13 protein-coding genes are annotated in these 13,215 nt (G+C 71.6%); 8 read left to right on the forward strand and 5 right to left on the reverse strand.

Annotated elements, in window-relative coordinates; all coding sequences use genetic code 11:
* Positions 1 to 40 precede the first annotated feature (40 nt).
* The 3 genes from ADK52_RS10305 to ADK52_RS10315 are packed head-to-tail and all read right to left on the reverse strand — an operon-like array spanning position 41 to position 2,156.
* Positions 41 to 871, reverse strand: coding sequence for an AIM24 family protein (locus ADK52_RS10305; protein ID WP_053689445.1), 831 nt, complete (start codon positions 869 to 871; stop codon positions 41 to 43).
* Positions 868 to 1,518 (reverse strand): AIM24 family protein, encoded by a 651-nt coding sequence (locus ADK52_RS10310; RefSeq protein ID WP_030153809.1) that lies wholly within the window; start codon positions 1,516 to 1,518, stop codon positions 868 to 870. Before ADK52_RS10310 ends, ADK52_RS10305 begins: the two co-directional genes overlap by 4 nt.
* On the reverse strand, positions 1,518 to 2,156 hold the full coding sequence (locus ADK52_RS10315) for an AIM24 family protein (protein WP_053689446.1): 639 nt from the start codon (positions 2,154 to 2,156) through the stop codon (positions 1,518 to 1,520). Before ADK52_RS10315 ends, ADK52_RS10310 begins: the two co-directional genes overlap by 1 nt.
* Positions 2,157 to 2,340: 184 nt before the next feature.
* Between ADK52_RS10315 and ADK52_RS10320 the strand changes: the two genes are divergently transcribed.
* From ADK52_RS10320 to ADK52_RS10335, 4 genes are all read left to right on the forward strand, one after another.
* Entirely contained in the window at positions 2,341 to 2,691 is a 351-nt protein-coding gene (locus ADK52_RS10320; protein ID WP_053689447.1) for a DUF3817 domain-containing protein, read from the forward strand.
* Positions 2,688 to 2,978, forward strand: a complete 291-nt coding sequence (locus tag ADK52_RS10325) for an MTH1187 family thiamine-binding protein (protein ID WP_053689448.1) — start codon at positions 2,688 to 2,690, stop codon at positions 2,976 to 2,978. The genes ADK52_RS10320 and ADK52_RS10325 overlap by 4 nt, the downstream gene beginning before the upstream one ends.
* 148 nt (positions 2,979 to 3,126) lie before the next feature.
* Positions 3,127 to 4,968 (forward strand): glycosyltransferase family 2 protein, encoded by a 1,842-nt coding sequence (locus tag ADK52_RS10330; protein WP_078988210.1) that lies wholly within the window; start codon positions 3,127 to 3,129, stop codon positions 4,966 to 4,968.
* A gap of 4 nt (positions 4,969 to 4,972) precedes the next feature.
* Positions 4,973 to 6,988, forward strand: coding sequence for a kelch motif-containing protein (locus tag ADK52_RS10335; protein ID WP_053689449.1), 2,016 nt, complete (start codon positions 4,973 to 4,975; stop codon positions 6,986 to 6,988).
* 13 nt (positions 6,989 to 7,001) lie between these two features.
* On the opposite strand, the gene ADK52_RS10340 is transcribed toward ADK52_RS10335, so the two are convergent.
* Positions 7,002 to 8,066, reverse strand: a complete 1,065-nt coding sequence (locus ADK52_RS10340; protein WP_053689450.1) for a glycoside hydrolase family 6 protein — start codon at positions 8,064 to 8,066, stop codon at positions 7,002 to 7,004.
* A 106-nt stretch (positions 8,067 to 8,172) separates the two neighbouring features.
* Positions 8,173 to 9,171 (reverse strand): ArsR/SmtB family transcription factor, encoded by a 999-nt coding sequence (locus tag ADK52_RS10345; protein WP_053689451.1) that lies wholly within the window; start codon positions 9,169 to 9,171, stop codon positions 8,173 to 8,175.
* A gap of 87 nt (positions 9,172 to 9,258) precedes the next feature.
* Between ADK52_RS10345 and ADK52_RS10350 the strand changes: the two genes are divergently transcribed.
* From ADK52_RS10350 to ADK52_RS10365, 4 genes are all read left to right on the forward strand, one after another.
* Positions 9,259 to 10,503, forward strand: coding sequence for an MFS transporter (locus ADK52_RS10350; RefSeq protein ID WP_078988212.1), 1,245 nt, complete (start codon positions 9,259 to 9,261; stop codon positions 10,501 to 10,503).
* Between the two features lie 21 nt (positions 10,504 to 10,524).
* On the forward strand, positions 10,525 to 11,031 hold the full coding sequence (locus ADK52_RS10355; protein ID WP_030153818.1) for a MarR family winged helix-turn-helix transcriptional regulator: 507 nt from the start codon (positions 10,525 to 10,527) through the stop codon (positions 11,029 to 11,031).
* Between the two features lie 61 nt (positions 11,032 to 11,092).
* Positions 11,093 to 11,422, forward strand: a complete 330-nt coding sequence (locus tag ADK52_RS10360) for a DUF3817 domain-containing protein (protein ID WP_053689452.1) — start codon at positions 11,093 to 11,095, stop codon at positions 11,420 to 11,422.
* 86 nt (positions 11,423 to 11,508) lie between these two features.
* Positions 11,509 to 13,209 carry an acyl-CoA mutase large subunit family protein gene (locus tag ADK52_RS10365; RefSeq protein WP_053689453.1) on the forward strand — a complete coding sequence of 567 codons (1,701 nt, stop codon included), beginning with the start codon at positions 11,509 to 11,511 and terminating at the stop codon, positions 13,207 to 13,209.
* The last annotated feature ends 6 nt before the right edge of the window (positions 13,210 to 13,215 follow it).

Below are 13,215 nucleotides of genomic sequence, written 5' to 3' on the forward strand. Positions count from 1 at the left end.
AGTTGAATTACGTACAAAAAATGTCAAGTCGAAGATCGGATCACAGTCCGAGGCGCCGCTGGATGTCACCCAGCTGTCCCGGCATCCGCGGCACGCCCAGCTGTCCCAGCGGGCCCTGCTGTCCGTGTCCGCCGCCGTACCCGGCCCCCGGGACGCCCGCCGACTCCGCGCCGGCGCCGACGGTCCCGATGGCCTGCTCCGCCATCAGCATCTCCGAGGACTGCAGCAGCACCGTCCCGGCCCCGACGAACTCGAACTGGTGCTCCTCGCCCGAGCTGCCGCCGATGCCCGTCAGCGAGCGCAGCCCGCCGATGACCCCCGACATGTAGCCGTGGTCGTAGTGGTGGCAGGGGGACGGGCAGTCCGCCCAGCCCACCAGCGCCTGCGGGTCCACGCGCAGCGGCGGCTCCATGAACACCACCGGCCCGTTGGACGCCGCCACGAACTTCCCCGTTCCGATCAGGGTCAGGAACCCCGGCACGATCGACTGCTTGAGGGCGAGCGAGGGCTGGAAGGCCAGCAGGTTGCCCGACCGGATCGTCAGGTTGCCATTGTCCAGGTCGTACGAGTTCACGTCGAATGCCCGGTCGGCCAGCAGCATCTTGCCCTGGCCTTCGGCCACCACCCAGTCGGAGGCGTGCATCGGCGAGTGGAAGCTGGTGCGCAGCAGCCGGTCGAAGCGGCCGTTGCCGACGCCGTTGAAGTCCATGCGCCCGTAGTAGGCGATCATCTTGCCCTTCTGCAGGAACCACTGGCTCCCCTTGAGCTCCACGCAGAAGGTGTACGCGTTCACGTTGTCGTCGGAGGGCAGGGTGTGCGGGTCGAAGACCGTCGGGCCTCCCGGCCCGCCGATGACGGGACCAAAGTTCACAGCTTCTCCTCCGAGGCCTGCACGTACACGGCGCCCTGGCCCGACAGCTCCAGCTGGAACGCCTCGCCCGAGCCGCGCCCCACCATGTCCCGCCAGCCGAGCGCGGTGGAGAGCTTGTTCCTGACGTCCCCGTGGTGGGCCACGTACGCCTGCGGGTCGACGTGGATCGGGCGGTTCGGGGTGATGGGGAGCTCGATGACCCCGCCGTGGGCCATCACGGCGACCGAGCCGTGCCCCTTGAGGGTGGTCGTGAACAGGCCCTGGCCGGTCACCTGACCGCGGACCATGCCCATGACACCCCCTTGCGAGCCCATGAACATCGTGCCCTGCTGGAGCGTGCCGTCGAAGGCGAGCAGCCGGTCGGCCTCGACGTACAGGGTCTCGCCGGTCAGGTTGATCACCTGGATGTGGTGGCCGCCGTGGCCGAACATCACGGTGCCGCTGCCCTCGACCGTCATCAGCGGGGTCTGCTCGTTCGCCACGCGGCGCCCGATCATGCCCATCACCCCGCCCTGACCGCCGGTCAGGCTCGGGGTGAAGGAGACGTCGCCGCGGTACGCGAGCATCGCGCCGCGCTGGCTGAACATCCTCTGCCCCGGGATCACCTGGGCCTCGACCATCTTCGAGTTGATCTCACGGAACGGCATCAGATGTCGCCCCCGATGGTGTTGCGCTCGCTGGGCTGCACGTAGACCAGGCCCTCGCCCTCGAAGCGGATCTGGAACGCCTCGCCCGAGCCCTCGCCGATCAGGGTGCGGAAGTTGATCCCCGACTGGAAGGACTGCTGGAGGTTCCCGGTGTGCGCGATGTACGCCCCCGGGTCGACGGAGAGCGGGTACTGGGCGCTGACGCGCAGCACCACCGCCGGGCCGTCGGACATGATCGCCGCCTGCCCGGAGCCCTCGACGGTGGTGGTGAACAGGCCGTTGCCCGTCGCCCCGCCGCGCAGGCCGGTGAAGGTGGTGCCGGTGCGCAGGCCGGCGTCGGTGCACAGGAGGTTGCTGGACTCCACGTACAGCTTCTCGCCGCGCAGGTTGACCAGATTGATTTCGCTCGCGCGGTCGGCGAAGAAGCAGGTGCCGTGCCCCTGCACTTCCATCACGGTCATCTGTTCACCCGTCAGTCGACGGGTCACCATGCCGCGCAAACCTTCGCCGCCGCCGGTCATCTTCTTGAAGGCCATCTGACCGTCGTACGCGACCATGGAGCCGTTTTTCGCTTTGACGGCATCCCCGGTCAGGTCGACGGCCAGCACCTTGCTGCCTTGGAGTCGGAACTGAGCCACGGGATGACGTTATCGGCAGCGGGCGGAGGCGAACAGGGCCCGGTGGCCGATATCCGGCGACTGCGGCATCTCGCACACCCGGGACACCGCGCCGCCCGCCCCCCCGCCGCGGCCCCGCCTCAAGATCGGGCTGGGCGGCTGAGAGACTGGAACGGACCCCCGGCCACCACCCCGAAGGCTCATCGTGGACATCAAGACCGCTTCCGCCCTGCACCGGCTGCGCCTCATCTCCGTACCGGAGGCGCTGTCGTTCCCGGCCCTGCTGATCTTCGGATCGGTGCTGAGCCGGATCTCCGACATCGACTACCTGATGATGCCGCTCGGCATCCTGCACGGGATCCTGTTCGTCATCTACGCGGTCTTCCTGCTGGACGTGTGGAACAAGGCGAAGTGGCCGGTCAAGAAGGTCGCCCTGTTCTTCCTGCTGGCGCTGCTGCCCTTCGGCGGCCTCTACGGCGACAAGATGCTCAAGCGCGAGGAGGCCGACAGCGTCATGGCGGCCCGCGCCCGGCGCGAGGCGGCGAACGCAGCGTGATCGTCGCGTTCTCGGTGACCCCGCTGGGGGTCGGTGAAGAGGTCGGCGAGTACGTGGCCGACGCGGTGCGCGTCGTACGGGAGTCGGGACTGCCGAACCGCACGGACGCCATGTTCACCTCGATCGAGGGGGAGTGGGACGAGGTGATGGACGTGGTCAAGCGCGCGGTGGCGGCCGTGGAGGAGCGGGCGCCGCGGGTGTCCCTGGTCCTCAAGGCCGACATCCGCCCCGGGGTGGTCGACGGGCTGACGTCCAAGGTGGAGACGGTGGAGCGCCACCTGGCCTAGTCCGGCCCCCCGTTCCCGCCACCCGGACGGCCCTGTCCGGGGGCGGGTGTGCGGAACCCCTCGTTCGGCGGCGCCCCGTTCGACACGCCCAGGGTTTGTCACCTTTTGTGGTGATATCAAACCCTGGGCGTCGAGCACTGGAGGGGCCGTGCGGCCGGAAGGCTTCGACTACGAGACCCACAGCCGCCTCGCCGGCCCGTTCGCGGATCCGGACCGCACCTCCTCCGCCTCCGCCTCCTCCGTCTCCTCCGCCTCAGGCACACCCGACCCCTACCGGGTGGGCTACCGCTCCCTGTTGTCGCGCGAGCAGCTCCGCACCCGCATACGCGCCGTCCTCCTCATGGCCCTGGCCCCCCTCGCCGCGGCCGGGCTGCTGCTCTACCTCGTCTGGCCCACGCACTGGACCGTCCGCGAGGGCGGCGAGCGCTGGCTGGTCCGGCTCGACGCCGTGATGCTCGGCTCCATCGCGCTGATCATGCTGTTCATGCTGGTCAACGTCCTGTCGGTGGCCCACGCCACGATGGTCGCCCGCGACCCGGTCCCGGTGCCGCCCCAACCCGGCACCAAGGTCGCCTTCCTGACCACGTACGTCCCCGGCAAAGAGCCGCTCGCCATGGTGCGGGGCACCCTCCTGGGAGCCGTCGCCCTCCGGCACGACGGTCCGCTCGACGTATGGCTGCTGGACGAGGGGGACGATCCCGAGGTCCGGGCCCTGTGCGCGGACCTCGGCGTACGGCACTTCACCCGCAAGGGCATCGCCGGCTGGAACACCCGCAAGGGCCCCCACCGGGCGCGGACCAAGCACGGCAACTACAACGCCTGGCTGGCCGCGCACGGCGACGACTACGAGTTCTTCGCCTCCGTCGACACCGACCACGTCCCGCTGGCGAACTTCCTGGAGCGGATGCTCGGCTACTTCCGCGACCCGGACATCGCCTTCGTCGTCGGCCCGCAGGTCTACGGCAACTACACCGGGGCCGTCACCAAGGCCGCCGAATCCCAGCAGTACCTCTTCCACGCGCTGATCCAGCGCGCCGGCAACCGCTACGGCGCCCCCATGTTCGTCGGCACCAACAACGCCGTGCGGATCAGCGCCCTCAAGCAGGTGGGCGGGCTCTACGACTCCCTCACCGAGGACATGGCCACCGGCTTCGAGCTGCACCGCCGGCGCAATCCGGCCACCGGACGGTTCTGGCGGTCCGTCTACACCCCCGACGTGCTCGCCGTCGGCGAGGGCCCGGCTTCGTGGACCGACTTCTTCACCCAGCAGCTGCGCTGGTCGCGCGGGACGTACGAGACCCTCTTCCGGCAGTACGGGAAAGGCTTCCTCCGGATGCCCCCGGGACGGGCGCTCAACTACACCCTGATGCTCGTCTACTACCCGATGACGGCCGTCAACTGGCTCCTCGGCATCCTCAGCTGCGTCCTGTTCCTGTGGTTCGGCGCCTCCGGCACCCAGGTCTCCTCCGAGGTGTGGCTCATGCTCTACACCGACGCCGCCGCCCTCCAGGTGGGCCTGTACCTGTGGAACCGCCGGCACAACATCTCCCCCCACGAGCCCGAGGGCTCCGGCGGCCTGGCCGGCATGGCGATGTCCGCGATCTGCGCGCCGGTCTACCTCGCGTCGCTCGCCTCGGCCCTGCTGCGCACCCGGGGCGCCTTCGTCGTCACCCCCAAGGGCGGCGACGCCAGCCCCGACCGGCCGGCGACCTTCCGGATCCACCTCGGCTGGGCCGCCGTCCTGGCCCTCTCCCTCGCGGCCTCGGTCCGGCTCGGCCACACCCACGCGGCGATGCGCATCTGGGCGGTGCTCGCCCTGCTCATCGCCCTCGCGCCGGTGGCCGTATGGGCCTGGACCCTGCTGCGCGAGCGCCGGTCCGCGGCCGCAGCCACTGCGGCCCGGGCCGCCGGACCGCTGGACCTCGGGCTCGGCCACGGGCCGGGCGAGGAGCCGGAGCCGGCGTTCGCCACGCCTGCGGGAGGGAACTGAACCCATGGCGTACCAGCCGTCGAAGCAGTTCAAGAACACCGTGCTGGGCACCGGGGCCGTGGTGGTGCTGGCCGCGCTCAACGCGCCCGCCGCGCTCTCCTTCGCGCAGGAGCGCTACCACTCGTACAAGATCGGGCAGTCCAGCTACAAGATCCAGTACGGCTCGTGGGAGCAGGTCCGCCTCCCCGAGGAGTACCGGATCAACGCGATGCACGCGGCCCTGCTGCGCACGGGCAAGGTGCTGCTGATCGCCGGCTCCGGCAACAACCAGAAGAAGTTCGACGAGGGCACCTTCGACACCGTCCTGTGGGACCCGAAGGACGACAGCTTCAAGAAGATCCCGACGCCGGAGGACTTCTTCTGTTCGGGCCACAGCCAACTGCCGGACGGCCGGCTGCTGGTGGCGGGCGGCACCGCCCGGTACGAGGTCCTCGACGGCAAGGTCACCCGCGCGGGCGGCGGCATGCGGGTCAAGAACGAGGACCCCGACAAGGCGGCCCGGCTGAAGAAGGGCACCCGGTTCCGGTCCCCGTCCGGGGTCGAGTACGTGTCGAAGTTCGACGTCACCGTGCCGAAGGCCACGCGCGAGTTCGAGATCACGTACGGGCGCAAGGGGCACCTGAAGCCCTGGCGGAGCAAGGTGGTGGCCTCGGAGGCGCGGGTCTTCGTCGAGGCCGCCGAGGCGGGCGCCGAGGGGCTGACGACCGAGGCCGCGCAGTACCGGATCCTCGGCCTCAAGGGGAAGGACGCTGACAACGTCTACGGGCTCGCGGAGCGGCTGAGCGTCGAGAAGCAGGACTTCCAGGGGATCAAGTCGGCGTACGAGTTCGACCCCGGGGCCGAGAAGTACGTCCCCGTCGACCCGATGAAGGACGCCCGCTGGTACCCGACGCTGGTGGCCCTCCAGGACGGGCGGGTCCTCGCGGTCTCCGGGCTCAACGACGTGGGGGACGTGGTCCCCGGCGACAACGAGTTCTACGACCCGAAGACGAAGAAGTGGACCCGGGGCCCCTTCCGCTACTTCCCGACCTACCCCGCGCTCTTCCTCATACAGGGCGGCAAACTGCTCTACACCGGCTCCAACGCGGGCTACGGACCGGCCGACAAGGGACGCGAGCCCGGCGTGTGGGACCTGAAGACCGACAAGTTCACGCAGGTGGCGGGGCTGGCGGACCCCGACCAGCTGGAGACCTCGTCCTCGGTGCTGCTGCCGCCGGCCCAGGACCAGCGGGTGATGGTGCTGGGCGGCGGCGGGGTCGGCGAGTCGAAGCTGTCGTCGAGCCGGACGGCGATCGTGGACCTCAAGGAGGACAACCCGGTCTTCCGCTCCTCGGCGCGGCTGCCACAGGGCACCCGGTACCTGAGCAGCGTGCTGCTGCCGGACGACTCCGTGTTCACCACCGGCGGCTCCCGCGACTACCGCGGCCGGGGCGCCAGCGACGTCCACAAGGCGCAGTTCTACTACCCGCGCACCGACTCCTTCGTGGCCGCCGCCGATCCGGCGGTGGGCCGCAACTACCACTCCGAGGCGCTGCTGCTGCCCGACGGGCGGATCGCGACGTTCGGCTCCGACCCGCTCTTCGGGGACAAGGACAACACCCGGCTCGGCAAGTTCGAGCACCGGCTGGAGGTGTACTCGCCGCCCTACCTGTACCGGGACCCGGCGCTGCGGCCGGTCCTGGGGGCCGGGCCGGCCGAGGTGGGACCGGACGGGCGGGCCACCTTCACGTCGCCGCACCCGGAGCGGATCCGGCGGGCCCGGCTGATGCGGCCGAGCGCGGTCACGCACACCACGGACGTGGAGCAGCGCTCGATCGAGCTCGGGCTGGCGCGGGCGGCCGGGGCGGTGACGGTCGACGTGCCGAAGGACCCGACGCTGGTGCCGCCGGGCTGGTACATGCTGTTCGTGACGGATGCGGACGGGACGCCCTCGGAGGCCAGGTGGCTCCGGGTACGGGAGCCGAAGCGGCCGTCGGAGCCGAAGCCGCCGTCGGAGCCGGTGCGGGCGCCGGACGAGTAGCCCCTCGCGGGGCCTACTCCTTGGCGCGGGCGGCCAGCCCGAGCGCGTAGTCCGGCCACCACCGGCCGGCCGCCGGGCCGCCGCGGCAGGGCCCGTCGGACTCGCCGGGCCGCTTGATCCAGAGGTACGCGTCGACGAGCGGGTCGCCGGTCCTGTCGGTCGGCGCGACCCCGAGGGCGCGGCCGGGCGGGTTGCACCAGGTCTCGTGGCCGCCGCCCGGGAGCGGGCCCTCGCCGTTGCGGCTGGTGTCGATGACGAAGTGCTTGCCGTGGGCGGCACCGGAGATGCGGGCGCCGTACGCGCGGCCGGCCGTTTCGGGCTGGAAGTTGGAAACGTTGAGGGAGAAGCCGTCGGCCCGGTCGAGCCCGGCCTTGTACAGGGGTTCGACGAGCTTCATCGGGTCGGGGATCCAGGCCGGATTGCCGGCGTCCAGGTAGACCTTCGTGTTCCGGTTCTTCTTCAGCCGGGTGACGGCCTCGGAGAGGAGCCGGAGGCGCTCCTCGTGGTGGGCGGCCGGGGTACAGCCGTCCACGATGTGCGGGACGGCGTCCGGTTCCAGGACCACCACGGCCCTGGCGTCGCCGACGGCGTCGGCGAAGGCCCCGATCCAGTTGCGGTACGCGGTGGCGCTCGTGGCCCCGCCCGCCGAGTGCCGGCCGCAGTCGCGGTGCGGGATGTTGTACGCGGCGAGCACCAGGACCCGGCCCGCCGCCCTGGCGCCCTTCGCGGCCCGGCGGATCGCGGGACCGGGGTCGTCGCCCGGTCCCCACAGGGCCATGGGCCGTTCCGAGATCCGGCGCAGCAGCTGGGCCTCGCTGTTGCGGCCCTGCGCCTCCCAGGCGGCGACCTGCCGGGCGGCGTCGCTCTCCGGGTCCACCCAGTACGGGGATCCGGCGGGCGCGGCCTGCGCCGCGGCCTCGCGCGGAGCCTCCGCGGGCGAGTGCGACGGGGCGGACTCCTCGCTCCCGCAGCCGGGGGCCGCGGCGAGCAGCAGCGCGAGGCCGAGCGCGGCGGCGAGGGCTCTGGGGCGGGGGCGACGGGGACGCGGGCGGCGTCGGGACCGGGGTCGGCCTGGCATCCGGGTTCCTCGGGACGAAGGGTCGGTGCGCGGAAGTGCGGAATCACAGACCGGCATATCGTGACATGACGGTCAGTCACCCCCGTCCCGCGACACCGCACGCCGCCTACGCCGGGGGCGCACCGCCCGTCGTGAGGGCGATGGCGAGCGGGGTGCGCTCGTAGAGGATCCGGTGGCCGTGCCGGGCCGAGATCAGCAGACCCGCCCCGTGCAGGGCCTTCAGGTGCGCCGACACCGTGGCCGGGGCGAGGCCGAGCCGGTGGGCCAGCTCCGTCGTGGAGGCCGGCTCGACGAGCGCGCACAGCACGTCGGCCCGGCCGCGGCCCAGCAGCCGCGCCAGCGCCCGCGGGGTCGGACCCGCCGACGCCGTCCACAGTGCGCCGATGCCCCGCGCCGGGTACACCAGCGTCGGCTGCCAGGGCGGGTCGTACCCGCCGACCACCTCCGGCCACACGAACGCGCTCGGCATGAGGAGCAGGCCCTGCCCGTCCAGGGAGCGGTCGTGGTGGTGCGCGCGGTCGATGGAGAGCGTCCCCTCCGACCACCGGAGGTCCGGGTGGAGGCCGTCGAACAGCGCCTCCAGCCCGCCCGCCGCCAGCCGCCGCGAGTGGAACAGGATGTCGGCCTCCAGCAGGGCCTGCAGCCGCGGCCAGTGCGGGGCGATGAGCGCGGCCCAGGCCTGCTCGTAGAGGTCGGCCAGCTCCCGTATGGCGCGGGCCGGGTCGGCGAGCATCCGCCGCCCGAGGTCGCTCTCGGCGGCGCCCGGGGTGCAGACCAGGGCCCGCCGCAGGTCCTCCCGTACGGCCTGCGGATCGGCGGCCGCGGACCGGACCCGCGCCAGCTCCTCCTCGAAGGTGACGGAGGGGCCGACCGGCGGCGGGCTCAGGAAGTCCGGGTTGTGGCCGGCCCGCGGCATCAGCAGCCACAGCGGCCGCAGGTCCAGCCCGGCGGCGGCCGCCCGGACCTGCCGGAGCCAGGGCAGGTGGTACGCCTGCCGCTTCGGCCGCAACAGGGTCCGCACCGCCTCCTGCGTCTCCCAGCGGGGCGATATCGAAAACCGGCACCGCAACAGGTCCCCGGCCCCGAAACGGAAGTGGAACGCCATGCCTCTCCCTCCGGGCTCCGGGCCGACGTGATTCGGCGTACGGCGAATCACTGCCGCACCCCCACCGTAGTCCCGCAGGGTCGCCGTATGTCCTTCACCGTCAACGAGGCCGCCGGCGGATACCGGTCCGTATTCCGGGTCCGCGAGTTCCGGCCCGTGTTCGCCGCGCACCTGCTGTCCGTCCTCGGCATCGTCGTCGCCGAGATCGCCCTCACCGTCCTCGTGTTCCGCGCCACCGGCTCGCCCCTGATGAGCGCGCTCACGTTCGCCCTCGGTTTCCTCCCCTACGCCCTCGGCGGCACCCTCCTCGCCGGGATCGCCGACCGCAGGCCCGCCCGCCGGGTCCTCGTCGGCTGCGACCTCGTCTGCGCCGCCTGCGCGGCGGCCATGGTCCTGCCCGGCACCCCCGTCGCCGCTCTGCTCGTCCTGCGCTGCGCCATGGCCTTCGTCGCCCCCCTCTTCCAGGGCACGCGCAACGCCTCCCTCGCCGACATCCTCGGCTCCGGCGACGTCTACGTCCTCGGCCGCTCCCTGATGCGGATGGTCTCCCAGAGCGCCCAGCTCATCGGCTTCGGGCTCGGCGGGCTGCTGCTCACCGTCCTCGCCCCGCGCGCCGCCATCGCGCTGACCGCCGCCGGATTCCTGTGTTCGGCCCTGCTGCTGCGCTTCGGCACCGCGGCGCGGCCGGCCCGGGCCGGGGCCGGGCGCACCTCCCCGCTCGCCGGGATGCGGGCCGTCCTCGGCGATCGCCGGCTGCGCGCCCTGACCCTGCTGTTCTGGCTGCCGCCCGTCTTCGTCATCGCCCCCGAGGCGCTGCTCGTCCCGTACGCGGACGGCATCGGCGCCGGCACCGCGGCCCTGGGAGTGATGATGTGCGCGCTGCCCGTCGGCACCATCGCGGGTGAACTGTGGGCCGGCTCGGTGCTCGGCCCGCGGGCCCGTTCCCGGCTCGTGGCCCCGCTCGCGGCCGCCTGCCTGCTGCCGCTGCTCGTGTACGCCTTCCGGCCCGGGGTGATGGTCGTACTGGCCGTCCTGGTGCTGGCCGGTCTGGCCCACGCCTACACCCTCGGCCTCGACCAGTGGTACGTCGACGCCGTCCCGGACGCGCTGCGCGGCCGGGCGATGACCCTGCTGAGCACCGGGCTGATGACCCTCCAGGGCGTCGGCATGGCCCTGGCCGGGCTGGCCGCCGAGTTCCTGCCGGTGCACTTGGTCGTCGCGGGCGCGGCCGTGGTCGGCACGGTGGTGATCCTGCTCCTCCTCGCCGAACTGCGGGCCGCGGGGCGGCAGGACGGCCGACCGAAGAATGAGACGGCGCCCGCCGCCAAATGACCGCCCGGTAGGGTCGGGTGCGTGTCCAAGCCGCTCAGCCTCCCCTTCGACCCCATCGCCCGCGCCGACGAGCTCTGGCAGCGCCGCTGGGGACCGGTGCCCTCGATGGCCGCCATCACCTCGATCATGCGCGCGCACCAGATCCTGCTCGGCGAGGTCGACGCGGTGGTCAAGCCGTACGGGCTGACCTTCGCGCGGTACGAGGCGCTGGTGCTGCTCACCTTCTCCAAGGCCGGCGAACTGCCGATGTCGAAGATCGGAGAGCGGCTGATGGTCCACCCGACGTCGGTGACGAACACGGTGGACCGGCTGGTCCGGTCCGGGCTGGTGGCCAAGCGGCCGAACCCGAACGACGGCCGCGGCACGCTCGCGTCCATCACGGACAAGGGCCGCGAGGTCGTCGAGGCGGCGACGAAGGACCTGATGGCCGTCGACTTCGGGCTCCGCGCCTACGACGCCGAGGAATGCCAGGAGATCTTCGCGCTGCTGCGCCCCCTGCGGGTCGCCGCCGCGGACTTCGAGGAGTAGCGGACCGCGGTCGCCGGGCCCCCCTCAAGATCGAGCAAAACGGACGGTTAGGCTCATCGGCATGAAGAAGAGCGTGCTGACCCGCTACCGGGTCATGGCCTACCTGACCGCGGTCATGCTGTTGATCCTCTGCACCTGCATGGTTTTCAAGTACGGCTTCGACACCGGCGCCGACCTGACCCTCGCGGTCTCGCAGGTGCACGGCGTGCTGTTCATGATCTACCTGGTGTTCGCCTTCGACCTGGGTTCGAAGGCCAGGTGGCCGTTCCCGAAGCTGCTCTGGGTGCTGGTCTCCGGCACGATCCCGCTGGCCGCCTTCTTCGTCGAGCGCAAGGTCCGCGCCGAGGTCGAGCCGCTGGTCGAGGGCAGCCTGGCCACCGCCGACGCCTAGAGCGCCGCTCGCGTATCGGCACCCCGGGGATACTCCCCGGGGTTTCCCATCGACATTTACTAGGACGTCCTAGTAAATTCATGGGTATGGACGCTGACGCCATCGAGGAGGGCCGCCGCCGCTGGCAGGCCCGCTATGACAAGGCCCGCAAGCGCGAGGCCGATTTCACCACGCTCTCCGGGGATGACGTCGATCCCGTCTACGGGCCCCGGCCCGGCGACGCCTACGAGGGATTCGAGCGCATCGGCTGGCCGGGGGAGTACCCGTACACCCGCGGCCTGCACGCCACCGGATACCGGGGCCGGACCTGGACCATCCGCCAGTTCGCCGGGTTCGGCAACGCCGAGCAGACCAACGAGCGCTACAAGATGATCCTGGCCGCCGGCGGCGGCGGGCTCTCCGTGGCCTTCGACATGCCGACCCTCATGGGGCGCGACTCCGACGACCCCCGCTCGCTCGGCGAGGTCGGCCACTGCGGGGTCGCCATCGACTCCGCCGCCGACATGGAGGTCCTGTTCCAGGACATCCCGCTGGGCGACGTGACCACCTCGATGACGATCTCGGGCCCCGCCGTGCCCGCCTTCTGCATGTACCTGGTCGCGGCCGAGCGGCAGGGAGTGGACCCGGCCGTCCTGAACGGCACGCTCCAGACCGACATCTTCAAGGAGTACATCGCCCAGAAGGAGTGGCTCTTCGAACCCGAGCCGCACCTGCGCCTCATCGGCGACCTCATGGAGTACTGCGCGAAGGGCATCCCGGCGTACAAGCCGCTGTCCGTCTCCGGCTACCACATCCGCGAGGCCGGTGCCACGGCCGCGCAGGAGCTCGCGTACACCCTCGCCGACGGATTCGGTTACGTGGAGCTGGGCCTGTCCCGCGGTCTCGACGTGGACCACTTCGCGTCCGGCCTCTCCTTCTTCTTCGACGCCCACCTCGACTTCTTCGAGGAGATCGCCAAGTTCCGCGCCGCCCGCCGGATCTGGGCGCGCTGGATGAAGGAGGTGTACGGGGCGCAGAGCGAGAAGTCGATGTGGCTGCGCTTCCACACCCAGACGGCCGGCGTCTCGCTGACCGCGCAGCAGCCGTACAACAACGTCGTGCGCACCGCCGTCGAGGCCCTCGCGGCCGTCCTCGGCGGCACCAACTCGCTGCACACCAACGCCCTCGACGAGACCCTCGCGCTGCCGAGCGAGCAGGCGGCCGAGATCGCCCTGCGCACGCAGCAGGTGCTGATGGAGGAGACCGGGGTGGCCAACGTGGCCGACCCGCTGGGCGGTTCCTGGTACGTGGAGCAGCTCACCGACCGCATCGAGGCCGACGCCGAGAAGATCTTCGACCAGATCAAGGAGCGCGGCCTGCGCGCCCACCCGGACGGGCAGCACCCGATCGGGCCGATCACCTCGGGCATCCTGCGCGGCATCGAGGACGGCTGGTTCACCGGCGAGATCGCCGAGTCGGCGTTCCAGTACCAGCGCTCGCTGGAGAAGGGCGACAAGCGGGTCGTCGGCGTCAACGTGCACCACGGGTCGGTGACCGGGGACCTGGAGATCCTGCGCGTCAGCCACGAGGTGGAGCGCGTACAGGTGGAGCACCTGGCGGAGCGCAAGGCGCGGCGCGACGACGCGAAGGTGAAGTCCTCGCTCGACGCGATGCTGGCGGCCGCCCGTGACGGGTCGAACATGATCCCGGCGATGCTGGACGCGGTGCGCGCCGAGGCCACGCTCGGGGAGATCTGCAACGTGCTGCGCGACGAGTGGGGCACGTACACGGAGCCGCCGGGCTTCTGATCCCCG

The organism is Streptomyces sp. WM6372 (assembly GCF_001279655.1).
In the GTDB taxonomy this organism is placed as follows: Bacteria; Actinomycetota; Actinomycetes; order Streptomycetales; family Streptomycetaceae; genus Streptomyces.